The organism is Acinetobacter sp. NCu2D-2, from assembly GCF_001647675.1.
Lineage (GTDB): Bacteria > Pseudomonadota > Gammaproteobacteria > Pseudomonadales > Moraxellaceae > Acinetobacter.
Map to the genome: position 1 here is coordinate 146,318 of NZ_CP015595.1, position 15,384 is coordinate 161,701.

The following is a 15,384-nucleotide window of genomic DNA, read 5'->3' on the forward strand; positions in this document are numbered from 1 at the left end:
TTTATAAGTTTGTAAGCCACTATAGATTTCCCGATAACCCATTTCGTAAGCGTCCGCTGAACCCCATGCCTATTTTTTAATTTGAGTTGGATTTCCAGCGATGTGGTAGTAATTCTTCTATTTGGGTCGCTTTATGCGTCGGCAGCCTTTTCAGCACATCACTGAGATAGGCATACGGATCCAACCCATTCAGCTTTGCTGACTGGATTAAAGTCATGATATTTGCCGCTCGCTGTCCACTGCGCAGCGAACCTGCAAACAACCAGTTCTTACGGCCCAATGCCCAGGGACGCATTGAGTTCTCTGCCCAGTTATTGTCAATGGGTAGATTGCCATCATCCAGATAGCGGCTTAAGGCTGGCCAACGCTTCAGACTGTAATTGATGGCCTTGGCGGTTGGAGAACTCGATGGCACCGTCAGATAATGTTGGTTGAGCCATTCATACAGTTGTTGCATCACCGGTTGACTATGCTGTTGTCGGTATTCGCGGCGCTGTTCTGCTGTACTATCGGTCTTTTTCCTGAGTTCTGCTTCTATCGCATACAGTTTCTGAATCAGCACTAATGCCTGTTCAGCGACCTGACTTTTCCCGGTCACATGTAGCTCATGGAATTTACGACGCGCATGCGCCATGCAGCCCACCTCAATGACCTGACCTGATTTAAAGCGTGCTTTATAACCACTGTAATCATCACAGACCAGATGGCCCTGCCAGCCATTCAGGAACTCTTCTGCATGCTGACCTGAACGACTATCCTGAAAGTCATAGATCACGGCTTGAACTGGATTGTACTGTGTAGTGGCATAGGCCCAGACATAACCTTTCTTCGGTTTTTTATCATTCTCACCCATCCGCATGATGGTGACTGGTGTTTCATCTGCATGCAGCACCCGCTGTTGCAGCACCACCTCTTTTAAAGCATTGGCCAGAGGTTCCAGTTCTACACCGCAGCGACCTATCCAGTCGGACAGGGTTGATCTGGATAGATCAATGCCCGCCCGCTGATAGATCAGGCGCTGACGGTACAGCGGCAAATGATCGGCATACTTCGATACCAGCACATGGCTGAGCAGTTCAGGACTGGCAATACCTTTATCAATCACATAGGCGGGCATCGCTTGCTGAGTCAGGGTGTCACACTGATCACAGACCCATTTGCCACGAACATGCTGTTCCTTATAGAACTGTGCCGGTCTGAAATTCAGTTTTTCACTGATATCTTCGCCGATACGACGGAGTTGGCAGCCACAAGCACATTGGGTTGATGTTGGTTCATGCTCAATACGGATGGTGTGTAGATGATCCGGCAGCAGTCGACGTTTAGGTTTGTTGACTGTGGCTTTCTCTGTCGATGCATCGGTTTTATCTGCATTTAATCGTTCTAATTCCAGATCAACTGCTGCGATATCTTCTTCGACAGCCTCATCCCACAGATGGATTTGTTTTGCGGTGAGATGTTCGTTTTTACTGCCAAATTTGTGCTGTTTAAATAGTGCGAGCTCATGCTCGTATTTTTGCGTGAGAATGGAAAGATGTTGAACTTTGGCATCCAATTGCTGGTTTGATTTTTCTAATTCTTGATTTGATTGTGCCAGAGACTGATGCTGCATTGCCAACTGTCTGGTAAATTCCAGCAGTTGTTCATGGGTCAGTTGGCTTAAGTCTGGCAGCGTATTCATGACCGCAGTATGCCTGAGGTCATGACGCAGAGGAAATAGAACGTTTGGAGAATAGCAGAATGTACCAGCACTTTCATGCGATGGCCACGTTTATTACAGAACAGGTAAGCGCAATGCGGTTTAATGTAGCCAAAGGCTCTCACCACCTGAGCCATGACAGTATCCATCCCTGCTCGCATATCCAGAGGTTGGGTAGAAAGCCAGATTTCATCAATGCGGATCATGTTGCAAGTGCCTTGAGTAATTCTGCTAAAGTAGATATTTCTGATACTTGCCATTTCAAGCCAATTTCTGCTTTTGAGTGGGGTAAAGTAATTTGAACCGTTAACATGTCAGTAGGAGTAGGATCTAATGGTGCAGAGCAAGATAAGGCAATAAATGCAGGTTTATTCGGTAGTGGTGAGCGATCATTCCCTGGCTTACCATCAATTAAGCGAATCCATTTGGATACAAGATTTGTATTCAATCCATGTTGCAAAGCGACCGAAGCAATTGAAACGTCCGGTGCTTTACAAGCCTGAACGATCTGCTGTTTAAATTCAGCACTGTATGTTCTTCGTTTTTTCGCAAGAGATGCGATGGATGTCTGGTGATTTGTAGTCATAAATTTTAGTCCCCACTTGTTTTTAAGTGGGGACTAAATTAAGGCTTATAGGATGAATTCATAAGGTGTGTTCAGCGGACGCTTACGGAGTTTAGGGATATGCCAGTAAAAGCAATTAACAACCAATATGATTTTGAACCGCGTGATCTACAAAAACATTATGGCGACAACATTCTGATTTATGTGGGATGGGATCATCACACCTTATATTGTGCGGCGCATGCCATGTTGGCATCATCACAGCAAAGCTTTCAAGATTTAATCGATCAGCAAATTAAAGGTGGATTTCACCAACATCCTGAGTTTGAGGAGATTGATTGGTCAAAAGTCGAATATTTGTTGGACGGTCAACCATTCCAGCCACAGCTGGACCAAAGTCTGGCGAGTCAAAATATCGGACATAAATCACTATTGCGCTTCGTAACACCTGGGCTGGATGACTACCAGCATCGTCATGTTTAAGGAGCGATGAAATGAGTTATCAAGTCACGATTGAACCGATTGGAACCACCATCGAAGTAGAGGAAGATCAAACCATCTTGGATGCAGCTTTACGCCAGGGTGTATGGCTTCCATTTGCCTGTGGTCATGGCACCTGTGGTACCTGTAAGGTACAAGTAACCGACGGATACTATGATGTCGGTGAAGCATCTCCATTTGCATTAATGGACATTGAGCGTGAAGAAAATAAAGTTCTCGCATGTTGCTGCAAACCAGAATCAGATATGGTCATTGAAGCAGATGTGGATGAAGATGAAGACTTCCTTGGCTATCTTGTTGAGGATTTTCAGACTGAAGTGATTGAAATCAAAGACCTCTCACCGACAATTAAGGGTGTACGTCTAGCTTTAGACCGTCCAATGCAATTCCAAGCTGGGCAATATATCAATATACAATTCCCTGGAATTGAAGGTACACGCGCCTTTTCGATCGCCAATTCCCCAAGTGAGGAAGGTATTGTTGAATTACATATCCGCCAAGTACCGGGTGGCGCAGCGACTACTTATGTCCATGAATTATTAAAGACGGGCGATAAACTTGATATTTCAGGGCCATATGGACAATTCTTCGTACGTAAGTCTGATCCTCAAGACGTAATATTTATTGCAGGCGGTTCGGGCTTATCTAGTCCTCAATCGATGATTCAGGATTTACTAGAACTGGGTGATCCACGCACAATCTATTTGTTCCAAGGTGCACGTGATGTGGCAGAGCTATATAACCGTGAAATATTCGAAAACTGGGTAAAAAATATCCTAATTTTCGCTATATTCCAGCTTTAAATGCGCCTAAAACTGAAGATCAGTGGACTGGTTTTACAGGATTTGTGCATGAGGCAGTAGCTGAATATTTTGAAAATAAATGCTCAGGACATAAAGCTTATCTATGCGGTCCGCCACTTATGATTGATGCAGCGATTTCTACGTTAATGCAAAGTCGTCTCTTTGAGCGTGATATTCATACTGAACGTTTCCTGAGTGCGGCCGATGGTGCGTCTGGTCAATCACGTTCAGCATTGTTTAAACATATTTAATAGAATAGATAGAAACTCTGAAATTTTATTGAGTGTCACTGATGTATGATGCATGAGTGACACTTCTTCATAATTCATTAGCCGGTCAATTCTTAAATGCTTTGTTATTATTTACGATACTTATATTGAGTAGGCTACAACAATCTATATCTTATTTAACATAATCTATATTATACGAAATTAGATTTGTAAGCCCAAAGTAGAAATGTCCGGTTTCTCCAAAGTAAAAATGTCCGCTTTTAGAATATGTGCTTTTGCAATTATCGAAGCGGACGGTTTGATATGTTGGTGTCTATGTCGGATAAAGAACTTAAACGATCGTTAGTCTTGCAGGAAATCTGTGATCAACGCTTAACCCAGTCCCAGGCTGCTCAGCTACTTCATATCTCAGAACGTCAGATCAGACGCTTACTGCAGAAATACAAAGCTCAAGGTCCCGCTGCATTAGCCCATGCCGGTCGTGGCCAAATTAGCAATTCCAAACTTCCTGAAGAACTCAGACTCAAGTGCCTCAATATTGTTTCTGACCAACTCTATGGTTTCGGACCCACTTTAGCGCATGAAAAGCTCACTACCGTACATGGATTCGATCTTTCAGTAGAAACCCTGCGTTCTTAGATGATTGCAGCTGACTTATGGATTCCTCGATCCAAGCGCCTGAAATGCCCGTATCAGCCTCGTTACAACCGGGATTGCTTTGGTGAACTGATTCAAATTGATGGCTCACACCATGACTGGTTTGAAGGACGCGCTGCTAAATGCTGTCTGCTGGTGTTTATCGATGATGCTACAGGAAAATTGCAGCATTTACGCTTCTGTGAATCAGAATCAACCTTTGACTATATGATTTCGACACGCCTGTATGTCGAACAGCATGGCAAACCTTTAGCATTTTACAGCGATAAACATTCAGTGTTTAGGGTGAATCAAAGCAGTAAGAAAGACACCAAGATTACCCAGTTTGGACGTGTACTCAGCACCATAAATATCGATATCATCTTCGCCAATTCACCACAGGCCAAAGGCCGTGTGGAACGTGCCAACAGAACCCTTCAGGACCGTCTGATCAAGGAGATGCGCCTGGAAGGCATCTGTTCGATTGAGCAAGCGAATGCCTAGCTACCCTGCTTCATTGAGCAGTTCAATCTCAAGTTTGCAAAGATGGCCTTTAATCCCAAGGATCTGCATCGGACTGTCATTGAAACAGCCGAAGAATTAGATGATATTTTTACCTGGCGTGAACCCCGCAGAGTCACGAACAGCCTGACGATCACTTATGATAAATGCGTATATATCTTGGAAAACATAGAAGAAAATCAAAGGTTAATCGGCAAGTATCTTGAGTTCCTAGAATATCTGGATGGTACTGTAGCCATTGAATATCAGGGAAGAAAAATCAATTACAGCATCTTCGATAAATTAAGTCAGCTCAATCAACGAGAGATCGTTGAGAATAAACGTTTGGGTTCTGTGCTGGCACATATTCAACAACAGCATGAACAATTGGAACAACAAAACAAACGCAATCGTTCTCAAAAGATGCCACGTAGACGAGCACAGAAAACAGCAATTCAACAACGAAATCTGAATCCTGTACTTGACTTGGAAATGTCCATATAGGACATTTCTATTTGGTTATTAGGTAGGACATTTCTACTTGGGAATAACATGAAAAATTAAGACTATAACCTTAATTTTTATGTATTTTTTTAAATTTAAGACCTAGGCCGGTGCCTAGGTTTTTTATTTCATATAAGAGATTTTATGTTAAATAGCCCTCAACAGAGGGCTATTTTTAATACTAAAAATTACATGCTTTTAAGACATAAGGATTCATATGCTGCACCTTTAGCTAAAACAGTCTTCAGCTTACCATTCGTGGTTATTTGCAATAGTGCCAAATAGATTCATTTTCGATACTCTTACTTCAAAGCCAAAATTTTTCGGGCACCATTAAGTACGAATAAAGAAACCAGTATGCCAATGATTAAGTCTGGATAAGCTGATCCCGTCCACGCCACGAGTACACCGGCAAATATAACGCCCATATTTACGACAACGTCATTCGCCGAGAAAATCCAACTGGCTTTCATATGTGCGCCATCTTCTCGATGACCAGAAATAAGATATAAGCATGTCACGTTAGCTATAAGTGCGAGCAGGCCAATAACAATCATGAGCGTTGATTCTGGCTCGCTTCCAAACATGAATCGTCTAATGACATCAACAATCACGATAACAGCAAGTAATAACTGAATCCAACCTGCGAAATGGGCTGCTTTTATTTGATATTTCGCAGCTTTTCCGACGGCATATAGCGCAATACCATAAACGGCTGCATCGGCAAACATATCTAGAGAATCAGCAATCAATCCTGTAGACGCAGCAATAATACCGCTGATGAATTCTATAAAGAAAAGTAGAGCATTAATACCTAATAACAGTTTAAGTACTTTAGCTTGTCTCACAGGATCAGGTTCATTAGGTATATCGCCTGAAGAAAGCTGTGTTTCATCAAGTTTCGCCCCAAAACCCAGTCCTTCGAGTTTAGCCGTAATTTGCTGAATCCCTTCATTATGGAAGACTTTCAGTTTTCGATTGGGAAGATCAAAAGTAAGACCTTTAACTGCTTCAATATCTGCAAGAGCCATACGGACCATTTGCTCTTCAGCAGAGCAATCCATTTTAGGAATGGTGTAGGTACTTGTTTGCTTAGCCTGTTGATTGCTTATATAAGTTTCAGTCTTCACAAGCTTTGCACCAAAACCCAAAGCTTCAAGTTTGGTGGTTATATTTTCATCTTTTTGATTATGTAGAACCTTTAAAGAACGGTTAGGTAAATCAAAGATGAGTTTTTGAACACCATCAATTGAAGATAGCGCCATACGAACCATCTGTTCTTCCGCAGAACAATCCATTTTGGGAACTAAGTATTCACTCATGTAGTGCGAATCTTTTAAAACGTCTTCAGTGCTTAAATTTTCTTTGGGATCAGAACCATAACAGGATTGAGCGGTATCTTCACAACTGTTTGAAGTGTTACAGCAAGGAGATGAAGATTTTTTTTCTTCCTCTTCACCACAACAGCTAAGCGTATTATCACAATTCTTTGAATTGTTTGCTTCTGCAATTGATGGATGATTTTCTTGTTGAGATTTCTTATCTTCGCATGGTGTTTCTTTACTACATCCACAACCACTCATAATTATACCCATTAAAAAAATTATAAACTTTGAATATTAGAATCCCTATAGTTACTATAGAGTCAAGAATCTTTGGAAATACTAACTCAATGCATTTAAAAATTGGTGAACTCTCTAAAAAAACCTCATGTTCAGTATTAACAATTAGGTTTTATGAAAAGGAAGGTTTAATTCCGGAAGGCTTTGTTGCACAAAGATTTGAAATGCAAAGCGCCCCTAATTGAGCCAAATTTAAGGCGTAACTTGGGTAAGTGGTCGACCTAATTCCGTAAATCTGTTGAGGACTGCTACACGTGCATGAATTTCATTCACCTGACTAGGAAAGCTTCTTGCCATTAATTTATCGCCTAATAATTTGATGCAATGCATCTTGGTTTCCACCAAACTGCGGCGATGATAGCCTGACCATTTTTTCCATAATGTCCTGCCTAAACGTTTAACTGTTCGAAGTAATTCATTTCGCTCTAGCGAGCTACTTTTTGTATCTTTCCATGGTTTCGCATTTTTTCTAGGTGGAATCACCGCATGTGCTTGCCGATCTGCAATAACCTGACGGCATTGCTTGGTGTCATAAGCTCCATCGGTATAAACAGAGTCAATCTGCTCATCTTGTGGAATCTGATTAAGTAAATCACCAAGCACCTGTGAATCACTGACATTATTGGTTGTGAGCTGAATAGCGCGTATTTGTAGGGTTTTGGCATCTATACCAATATGTAGTTTACGCCATTGGCGACGATATTCAGCTCCATGTTTCTTGCGTTTCCATTCGCCCTCACCTAGAAACTTCATGCCTGTAGAGTCTACGAGTAGATGCAGCCCATCGCTACTTTTTTGGTAGCTGATTGCAATATCAATATGCTTTTGTCTTCTACAAAGCGTACTGTAATCTGGTGCGGTCCAATTTAATCCGCAAAGTTTAATCAGACTTTGTACAAAGCCAGTGACCATACGTAAAGATAGACGGAATAAGGATTTAATCATTAAGCAGCATTGGATGGCTGCGTCGGAGTAGGTTTGATTTCGCCCTTGTTTGCCTTTTGATGGCGCATACCATTGCGTAGCAGGATCAAACCAAATGGCAATATTTCCGCGACTCATGAGTGCTCGGTTATATGCGGGCCAATTGGTTGTGCGGTAGATTTTCTGTGTAGGCTTATTCATTTGGAAATTATATCGCTGAAAAAGCCTTTACAGATAGGTTTGTGCAACAAAGCCGTTCAGCATCTACTGTATTTCGATGCTGCCCTTTTTTCTCACGTTTATAGTCTTTCTTGAATGCTGATGTGTACTTAATCGTCCGCATTTAGATCAGCCATCAAATCTTTTACAGAAGTGAAGCTCTTTGCTTTGCTTAGATCTTCTTCCATTGCAGCAATGGTTTCAGCACTGGGTTGCCAAATTTCAAAAGGCAGAGCCTTTTCTTTCGCTACTTTGGTTAACAACAAGCGAACGGCATCTGAGACAGTTAAGCCCATTGTTGCAAGAACTTCAGTTGCTTCATGCTTAATGTTTTCGTTAATGCGAGTAGTTACTAGTGCATTTGAAGCCATGTTAAGCTCCTGTGATTAACATTGTTAATCACACTATATTCTTAGATGAAGAAAAGTTCAATTCGTATAACCGCCATTATGTTAAATGGGGCGGATTTATTTAATCCGCTTACCATTTTTATCGATGATTATTTCACCATCCTCTTTGATAAAAGCTCCTAATTGAGGTGCAGACAAAATATCTAAAACGAGTTCAGATGGTCTACAAAGTTTTACACCGATCTCAGTTACTACGAATGGACGATTAATCAAAATTGGATACTCAAGCATAAAATTAATGAGCTGTTCATCTGTCCAGTGTGGCTGATCCAATTTATGTGTTTCAAAAGGTTCTACATTTTTACGAATAGCTTCATGTACAGAAAGACCTGATTTTTCAATTAAATTAATCAGTTCTCTCTTGCTCGGAGGGTTGAGAAGATACTCAATAATTTCAGGTTCCTCTCCGGTATTTCGAATTAAAGCCAGTGTATTTCTTGATGTTCCGCAAGCAGGGTTGTGATAGATCTTAACTTTTGATGACATTGGATTAACTCAAAGCTTAGTAATATTGCATTTATATATGGATATGCGTATATTCGCAATAGCATATATTTGAGTGTAGATTATGGATCAAGCAGATTTCTTTAAATGCCTATCTGACCCGACACGTCTAGATATTTTAAAAATTATTTTAGAAAGACAAAATGTATGTGTTTGTGAAATCACAGAGATATTACAACTGAGCCAACCTAAAATTTCTCGTCACTTGGCTTTACTCCGTAACCTTTCAATTTTGCTAGATGAGCGCAAGGGACAATGGGTGTATTACCGATTAAATCCTGATTTACCAGAATGGGTAAATGCAGTGTTCAGTGTTTTGAATGATGAAGTATTAAATAAACCTACGAGCAACTTATCTATCTCTATGCAATGCGAGTAATTCAATGTCCGCATCAAAGCTCTCATTCTTAGATCGAAACCTAACTCTATGGATTTTCATTGCCATGGCATTAGGCGTAGGTATTGGGGTGTTTTTCCCTCAAACATCTGTTGTATTAGATCAATTAAGCATTAATTCAGTGAATATCCCTATCGCAATAGGGCTTATTTTGATGATGTATCCACCACTTGCCAAAGTTAACTATGCAACCTTGCCTAAAGTCTTTGAGGATAAGCGTACCCTTACATTATCTCTTGTTCAAAACTGGATCATTGCACCTTGCTTAATGTTTGGCTTGGCCATTATTTTTCTGCACGCCTATCCTGAATATATGACTGGCCTAATTCTCATAGGCTTAGCTCGATGTATTGCGATGGTCCTCGTCTGGAATGGTCTGGCATGTGGGGATAATCAATATGTTGCTGCCTTGGTTGCGTTTAACAGTATCTTCCAGATCTTATTCTTTAGTACTTATGCCTGGTTATTCTTAACCTTCTTACCACCATTCTTTGGGGTAGAAGCACAAATCATTAATGTGAGCTTTTGGACAATTACCCATGCTGTTCTTATTTATCTAGGTATTCCGTTCTTACTTGGGTTTTTAACCCGATTGATTTTGGTTAAAAAGAATGGTTTGGCTTGGTATCAGGATAAATTTATCCCAAAGATTAGCCCAATCAGCCTTATTGCCCTTTTATTCACGATTGTGGCCATGTTCAGTCTTAAAGGTGGTGAAGTGATTAGCCTTCCTCTAGACGTGCTTAGAATAGCTATTCCTTTGACGATCTATTTTGTTGCAATGTTCTTCCTCAGCTTCTTTATGAGTAAGTGGATGGGCAATGACTACCCCAAAACGACTGCTATTTCCTTTACAGCCGCAGGCAACAATTTTGAATTAGCACTGGCTGTAGCGATTGCCACTTTTGGATTAGCTTCACCTGTAGCTTTCACAACAGTAATTGGACCGCTTGTTGAAGTGCCTGTATTGATTGCCTTAGTGACAGTTTCGCTATGGCTTAGAAAAAAAGTTTTTAAAGAGGTATGAATCTAATGAACTTACCAAATATTGATCTTAGTCTTTTAGAAAAACCGACTTTAGAAAAAGTTCAGGCAAAGAACCTTGAACATCCTCCAAGAATACTGCTTCTGTATGGCTCAAATCGTGATAGATCCTATAGCCGTTTAGCTATTCAGGAAGCTGGTCGAATCCTTGAATATTTTGGTGCGGAAGTGAAAATTTTCCATCCAAAAGGACTACCTCTCCCTGAAGATGGTGATATGCAACATCCAAAGGTTAAAGAACTACATGAACTCTTAGCATGGTCAGAGGGCATGGTTTGGTGCTCTCCCGAGCGTCATGGCTCAATGAGTTCGATATTGAAAGCTCAAATTGACTGGATTCCATTAGCAGCAGGAGCAATACGTGCCACGCAAGGTAAAACCTTAGCTGTAATGCAAGTATGTGGCGGCTCTCAGTCCTTTAATGCAGTAAATCAGTTACGTATTTTAGGCCGTTGGATGCGTATGATTACGATACCAAATCAGTCCTCAGTTCCTAAAGCATTTCTTGAGTTTGAAGAGGATGGTCGTATGAAGCCTTCTTCTTATTACACGAGGATCGTTGATGTGATGGAAGAACTTTATAAATTTACGCTTTTAACTAGAGGACAGTCCGCATATCTCACTGACCGTTACTCTGAACGTGTAGAAAGTGCGGAAGAGCTTTCAAAGCGTGTGAATCAAAAGAGTATTTAGATTTTCCTAAAATTAACATAATACACGTTATACGAAGTTAAAAATTGGAGCTTAAGCTCCCATTTTTTAAAGATAATTTTAAAATTTACTGCTGAAAATTAGGTCACTTAAATTGCCAATTCACTATGACTACCTAACCTAACTAATTTCAAAATTAGTAGTTCGCCTTCCTCTGTTTTTTTATAGATCAAAACAAGATCTGGTTTGATATGGCAGTCACGATGACCTACCCAATTACTGACCAAAGCATGGTCACGATACTTTTCAGGCAAGGCTTCATCAGCTTGCAATAACTCTAAAACAGTTTGTAGTTCAGCATCTACTGTATTTCGATGCTGCCCTTTTTTCTCACGTTTATAGTCTTTCTTGAATGCTGATGTGTACTTAATCGTCCGCATTTAGATCAGCCATCAAATCTTTTACAGAAGTGAAGCTCTTTGCTTTGCTTAGATCTTCTTCCATTGCAGCAATGGTTTCAGCACTGGGTTGCCAAATTTCAAAAGGCAGAGCCTTTTCTTTCGCTACTTTGGTTAACAACAAGCGAACGGCATCTGAGACAGTTAAGCCCATTGTTGCAAGAACTTCAGTTGCTTCATGCTTAATGTTTTCGTTAATGCGAGTAGTTACTAGTGCATTTGAAGCCATGTTAAGCTCCTGTGATTAACATTGTTAATCACACTATATTCTTAGATGAAGAAAAGTTCAATTCGTATAACAGTCATTATGTTAAGTAGGCTTATTTTCTTCAATTAGCATGTAGACCAAGTCGATCTCAGGACAAAGATATCCCATTGAAGTTAGAGCTGCTGTGATTTGTCCTCTGTGATGAGTCCCATGATTAAAAACATGCAATAGAGTGGCTGCATAAGGCAACTTCATATCTTTACCTGTAGATGTTTTGTACTGTAAATCATATTTAAATTTTTCTACATCAACATCTTTTAAAAAACCTATCCAGTTATGAGCCTTGTCCTCTAGCTGAGAGATCAGCTTGTCTTTATCATTTTCTATAATGGTATTTAATTTGAGTACAGGTGAAGGTTTCGCTAAAAAACGAGGAAACCACAGATAGTGTTCACCAACAAGCAAATGATTTAAAGTTCCAGCGATACTTTTGAAATAAAGTCCACAATTAGCATTAAAATCATCATTAGAAACATTCTTCAAAGCCTGATTTAATTTGTGAGTAGACCAGACGTTATATCGAGCTAATAATTCAAAAGTTTTTAAATCCATTCACTTCTACTCTTTAATTTAGACTACGACTCACTTAAAACAAGTGCTTTAATTTTTACGGCTTTTTCAAAATGATCTAGTTTATGTTGCATGATCCACCAATTAGCTGCTTCCATTAAAAGCTCAGGATTATCGTTTTTATTCTTAAAAAAAGCATAGAAAGATAAACCAACATTATCTCCTTTTTTTTTCAATTTTCTCATTACATCCATGAATAAATATTTCTTTTAACTCTTTTCTCATAGTTTTAATTTCCTCTAAAATTAACATAATACAGATTATGCGAAACGAGAGCCTACAGCTCTCGTTTTTTTATTCTAAAACTGCTAAAATTCTTATACGCCATTGACGTACTTAAACCTATGTTATTCATTGAGACCAGTATTTTTACTAAGCAAATCAAAGGGCTTGTGAGTGGTGAAGAGTATCGTCAGCTCCAGCAAGATCTCTTGGTACAGCCTGATAAGGGCGACTTAATCAAGAATGGTGGTGGAATTCGTAAAGTACGTTGTGCTCAGGGCAATAAAGGCAAAAGTGGCGGTATCCGTGTGATCTATTATTGGGTTACAGAAGATGATCAGATCTTTTTCCTGGTGGCTTATCCAAAGTCTGTGAAAGATAATCTGACAGACAAAGAAACCTCGATTCTACGTCAATTAGTAAAGGAGCAATTTCATGGATAACAACTTATTTGATGACCTGGTTGCTTCAATCAAAGAAGCTGGTGCCATCAAGCGTAATGAGATAAAGGCAAGTCGAGTCACAGAGCTTGAATTACCGGATATTAAAGAAGTACGTGAGAAAACAGGCTTAACCCAGGCTGAATTTGCTGCACGTTTGCATATCAGCGCGAGAACCCTGCAAAACTGGGAACAAGGCCGTCGCTATCCGACTGGTCCTGCAGCGACTTTAATTCGTATTTTAGATGCTCATCCAACTTTAATTTAAGAAGTTTAGATAATAAAAAACCCCAGCATCCTGCCGGGGTTTCTCATATTGGGTTGCTAGGTATGACTCCTGTCTTACCTCACGCTCCTGGTGCGATCTTTCTTATTCTTGTTGTTTGGAACATCCTGTTCTCTATGGCTTCATCATAGGAAAATTCACCTATCCTGGATAGCCGCAAAGGGCCGAGTTTTATGTGAGCCAAAGCGTACAAAATAGCCTAAATTTTATCCCCAGCAATTGGGGATAGTTTTGGAACCTGGATCCACATGAAATGGGCACTGATTGCTAAATTGATCATTTTTTAGCCGATTTTCTTGGCAAAAACTATCAAAAACGATCATAAAAAAGCCGACTTGTTTCAAAATCGGCTTTTCGGTCATTTTTAGATTTTTCTGGTTTTATTAAGTGTTTGATAATTATATTAATATACAAGTGTACTTCGTATAATATCCATTATGTTAAATATTATTATTTAGTAGTAAATGAAGTGTTCAAATTTGGAGGTTTATACATGCCTTGCATATAGGAAAAAATCATCATTCCAGAAATTAAAAACATCAATATTGTTATCACAGAGCTATATAAACGCATTCATTACTTATCAATCTTACTAGAAACCCATGTTAACTTTATATTGTTATACTTACGATATAAAACTGATTTCATTGAAAATAAATTTTTATAAATGAGTTATTTTTATCTTTTTATAAAATTATTAAATATATATATAAAAAAACTTGATTTATAATATTTTTAGTGTATAGTTAATTTAACTAGAAAAAAGTCTTGTTCCGGTAAATCTTCTTTAAGTATCGCAGTTTTAGTCATAATCCTTCGTTTTTTCAGATTTTAAGTCGTTCTTTATTATTTTCAAAGTTATACCCAGTCAATAAATTGATTAAAAATTAGTAGGATATATTATGTCAAACTCAAATGTTGTTAAAGGTACTGTTAAGTGGTTTAACGAAACTAAAGGTTTTGGTTTCATTCAACAAGAATCAGGTCCAGACGTTTTTGCTCATTTCAGCGAAATCGCGAGTTCAGGCTTCAAAACCTTAATGGAAGGCCAAATGGTTGAATTTAGTGTGGCTCAAGGTCAAAAAGGACCGAATGCTGTAAATATTGTTGCTATCTAAGTAATAATAGACAGTAATAAAAAGCACTCATAAGTGCTTTTTTTATACTTTAAAATTTGTTTTATAAATTGAAAAATCTCGAAGAAATAGGATATAAGTTGTTAAAAATAAATAATTTAATTGCAAAATCTAAAAATGGTACTGAAATTATTGTTTCATTAATTCCCCTTCATAAAATGCAAAATACACGTCAAGGTTTTAAAGAAATTGAAGTCGGTAAAAGAGTTCTGCTGGAATCCGGAATCGAAGTGGATTTAAATTTAGATGGCCGTACATTTTATACTTCTCTAAATCAGCTATTTAAATTAAACCATAAAGTTGCTTAGATTTAAAATTAATAAACATCAATAATTTAGGTTTATTTTTTCACTATAATTTTATTAAAAGGCTATATATGTTTAAACAGAGTCTCAGCGTGAAAGATCAGTTTGGGGTTAAACACATGATTCAAGCAACAGTGGATCATCAGTTTGCCAATACGCAATCTCATTCGAATATAAAACATATCACCGTTGATGGTGAAGATATTCGACCTAGTTTTGAAATGCTTTTTCAAAGTACCTTAAGTGGAAAAATATTCAAAATCATCTAGAAATATAGTTTTTATAAAATCTATAGTCTGAATGAAATATCAGAATCTACTCGCTAGAATGCGGGTTTTTTTATACCGAATTGAATAGCCACTAATTTGTAGACACTTTATAGTTCTTCTAAAATTAACATAATACACGTTATACGAAGCTCTAAAACTGAGTTTATAACACTGATTTTTATGTATTTTTTTAAAGTTTAAAGCCTAGACCAGTGTCTAG

General features: G+C 38.8%; 19 protein-coding genes and 5 pseudogenes. 12 read left to right on the forward strand and 12 right to left on the reverse strand.

Annotated features, from left to right (window positions below):
- Positions 1-76: 76 nt before the first annotated feature.
- Genes tnpC through tnpA form a run of 3 tightly spaced genes read right to left on the reverse strand, consistent with a single transcriptional unit; the run spans position 77 to position 2,285 of the window.
- Entirely contained in the window at positions 77-1,681 is a 1,605-nt protein-coding gene (gene tnpC, locus A3K93_RS13800) for an IS66 family transposase (RefSeq protein ID WP_067731895.1), read from the reverse strand.
- Positions 1,678-1,905 carry an IS66 family insertion sequence element accessory protein TnpB gene (gene tnpB / locus A3K93_RS14770; protein ID WP_157883285.1) on the reverse strand — a complete coding sequence of 76 codons (228 nt, stop codon included), beginning with the start codon at positions 1,903-1,905 and terminating at the stop codon, positions 1,678-1,680. The genes tnpC and tnpB overlap by 4 nt, the downstream gene beginning before the upstream one ends.
- On the reverse strand, positions 1,902-2,285 hold the full coding sequence (tnpA, locus tag A3K93_RS13810; protein WP_067731815.1) for an IS66-like element accessory protein TnpA: 384 nt from the start codon (positions 2,283-2,285) through the stop codon (positions 1,902-1,904). Before tnpA ends, tnpB begins: the two co-directional genes overlap by 4 nt.
- A gap of 99 nt (positions 2,286-2,384) precedes the next feature.
- Here tnpA and A3K93_RS13815 point away from each other — a divergent pair, with 99 nt between their 5' ends.
- The 3 genes and pseudogenes from A3K93_RS13815 (at position 2,385) to A3K93_RS13825 (ending at position 5,439) form a co-directional block, all read left to right on the forward strand.
- Positions 2,385-2,747: a phenol hydroxylase subunit P4 gene (locus A3K93_RS13815; RefSeq protein ID WP_067731897.1), complete on the forward strand. Its 363-nt coding sequence runs from the start codon at positions 2,385-2,387 to the stop codon at positions 2,745-2,747.
- A gap of 11 nt (positions 2,748-2,758) precedes the next feature.
- Positions 2,759-3,819, forward strand: a pseudogene (locus A3K93_RS13820) (NADH:ubiquinone reductase (Na(+)-transporting) subunit F).
- A 294-nt stretch (positions 3,820-4,113) separates the two neighbouring features.
- Positions 4,114-5,439 (forward strand): annotated as a pseudogene (locus tag A3K93_RS13825) (ISNCY family transposase).
- Between the two features lie 302 nt (positions 5,440-5,741).
- Here the strand turns inward: A3K93_RS13825 and A3K93_RS13830 are convergent.
- Complete coding sequence (locus A3K93_RS13830; protein WP_004668302.1) at positions 5,742-7,022, reverse strand: cation transporter; 1,281 nt, start codon at positions 7,020-7,022, stop codon at positions 5,742-5,744.
- A gap of 89 nt (positions 7,023-7,111) precedes the next feature.
- On the opposite strand from A3K93_RS13830, the pseudogene A3K93_RS14775 reads away from it, so the two are divergent.
- Positions 7,112-7,201, forward strand: a pseudogene (locus A3K93_RS14775) (MerR family DNA-binding transcriptional regulator); the annotation flags it as partial.
- 52 nt (positions 7,202-7,253) lie between these two features.
- Here A3K93_RS14775 and A3K93_RS13835 read toward each other — a convergent pair.
- The 4 genes and pseudogenes from A3K93_RS13835 to arsC all read right to left on the reverse strand — a co-directional run bounded on the left by A3K93_RS13835 (position 7,254) and on the right by arsC (position 9,100).
- Entirely contained in the window at positions 7,254-8,186 is a 933-nt protein-coding gene (locus tag A3K93_RS13835) for an IS5-like element IS17 family transposase (protein ID WP_081408502.1), read from the reverse strand.
- A 55-nt stretch (positions 8,187-8,241) separates the two neighbouring features.
- Positions 8,242-8,328, reverse strand: a pseudogene (locus tag A3K93_RS15090) (type II toxin-antitoxin system YafQ family toxin); the annotation flags it as partial.
- Positions 8,315-8,575 carry a type II toxin-antitoxin system RelB/DinJ family antitoxin gene (locus A3K93_RS13840; protein WP_005265047.1) on the reverse strand — a complete coding sequence of 87 codons (261 nt, stop codon included), beginning with the start codon at positions 8,573-8,575 and terminating at the stop codon, positions 8,315-8,317. The pseudogene A3K93_RS15090 and the gene A3K93_RS13840, both read right to left, overlap by 14 nt.
- A 96-nt stretch (positions 8,576-8,671) precedes the next feature.
- Positions 8,672-9,100 (reverse strand): arsenate reductase (glutaredoxin), encoded by a 429-nt coding sequence (gene arsC, locus A3K93_RS13845; protein ID WP_067731899.1) that lies wholly within the window; start codon positions 9,098-9,100, stop codon positions 8,672-8,674.
- 82 nt (positions 9,101-9,182) lie between these two features.
- On the opposite strand from arsC, the gene A3K93_RS13850 reads away from it, so the two are divergent.
- From A3K93_RS13850 to arsH, 3 genes are read left to right on the forward strand one after another with little or no spacing between them, the layout of a single operon-like run.
- A complete protein-coding gene (locus A3K93_RS13850; RefSeq protein WP_067731901.1) occupies positions 9,183-9,497 on the forward strand; it encodes an ArsR/SmtB family transcription factor in 315 nt (104 codons plus the stop codon).
- A 4-nt stretch (positions 9,498-9,501) separates the two neighbouring features.
- Entirely contained in the window at positions 9,502-10,542 is a 1,041-nt protein-coding gene (gene arsB / locus A3K93_RS13855) for an ACR3 family arsenite efflux transporter (protein ID WP_067731906.1), read from the forward strand.
- 5 nt (positions 10,543-10,547) lie between these two features.
- Entirely contained in the window at positions 10,548-11,252 is a 705-nt protein-coding gene (gene arsH, locus A3K93_RS13860) for an arsenical resistance protein ArsH (RefSeq protein WP_034583466.1), read from the forward strand.
- A gap of 107 nt (positions 11,253-11,359) precedes the next feature.
- Here the strand turns inward: arsH and A3K93_RS13865 are convergent, their stop codons facing one another.
- The 4 genes and pseudogenes from A3K93_RS13865 to A3K93_RS13880 form a co-directional block, all read right to left on the reverse strand.
- Complete coding sequence (locus A3K93_RS13865; protein WP_004676242.1) at positions 11,360-11,650, reverse strand: type II toxin-antitoxin system YafQ family toxin; 291 nt, start codon at positions 11,648-11,650, stop codon at positions 11,360-11,362.
- The gene (locus A3K93_RS13870) at positions 11,637-11,897 is read right to left on the reverse strand and encodes a type II toxin-antitoxin system RelB/DinJ family antitoxin (protein WP_005265047.1); all 261 of its coding nucleotides are present in this window, start codon (positions 11,895-11,897) and stop codon (positions 11,637-11,639) included. The genes A3K93_RS13865 and A3K93_RS13870 overlap by 14 nt, the downstream gene beginning before the upstream one ends.
- A gap of 81 nt (positions 11,898-11,978) precedes the next feature.
- Positions 11,979-12,488, reverse strand: a complete 510-nt coding sequence (locus A3K93_RS13875) for a DinB family protein (RefSeq protein WP_067731907.1) — start codon at positions 12,486-12,488, stop codon at positions 11,979-11,981.
- A 23-nt stretch (positions 12,489-12,511) separates the two neighbouring features.
- Positions 12,512-12,731, reverse strand: a pseudogene (locus tag A3K93_RS13880) (DUF6500 family protein).
- A 119-nt stretch (positions 12,732-12,850) separates the two neighbouring features.
- Here A3K93_RS13880 and A3K93_RS13885 point away from each other — a divergent pair.
- The 5 genes from A3K93_RS13885 (at position 12,851) to A3K93_RS13905 (ending at position 15,164) form a co-directional block, all read left to right on the forward strand.
- Entirely contained in the window at positions 12,851-13,171 is a 321-nt protein-coding gene (locus tag A3K93_RS13885; protein WP_067731908.1) for a type II toxin-antitoxin system RelE/ParE family toxin, read from the forward strand.
- Positions 13,164-13,436, forward strand: a complete 273-nt coding sequence (gene nadS, locus A3K93_RS13890) for a NadS family protein (RefSeq protein WP_004641921.1) — start codon at positions 13,164-13,166, stop codon at positions 13,434-13,436. Before A3K93_RS13885 ends, nadS begins: the two co-directional genes overlap by 8 nt.
- Positions 13,437-14,356: 920 nt before the next feature.
- Complete coding sequence (locus A3K93_RS13895) at positions 14,357-14,572, forward strand: cold-shock protein (RefSeq protein ID WP_005237341.1); 216 nt, start codon at positions 14,357-14,359, stop codon at positions 14,570-14,572.
- 98 nt (positions 14,573-14,670) lie between these two features.
- Entirely contained in the window at positions 14,671-14,898 is a 228-nt protein-coding gene (locus tag A3K93_RS13900) for a hypothetical protein (RefSeq protein WP_067731910.1), read from the forward strand.
- A 68-nt stretch (positions 14,899-14,966) separates the two neighbouring features.
- Positions 14,967-15,164: a hypothetical protein gene (locus tag A3K93_RS13905; RefSeq protein WP_005237334.1), complete on the forward strand. Its 198-nt coding sequence runs from the start codon at positions 14,967-14,969 to the stop codon at positions 15,162-15,164.
- The last annotated feature ends 220 nt before the right edge of the window (positions 15,165-15,384 follow it).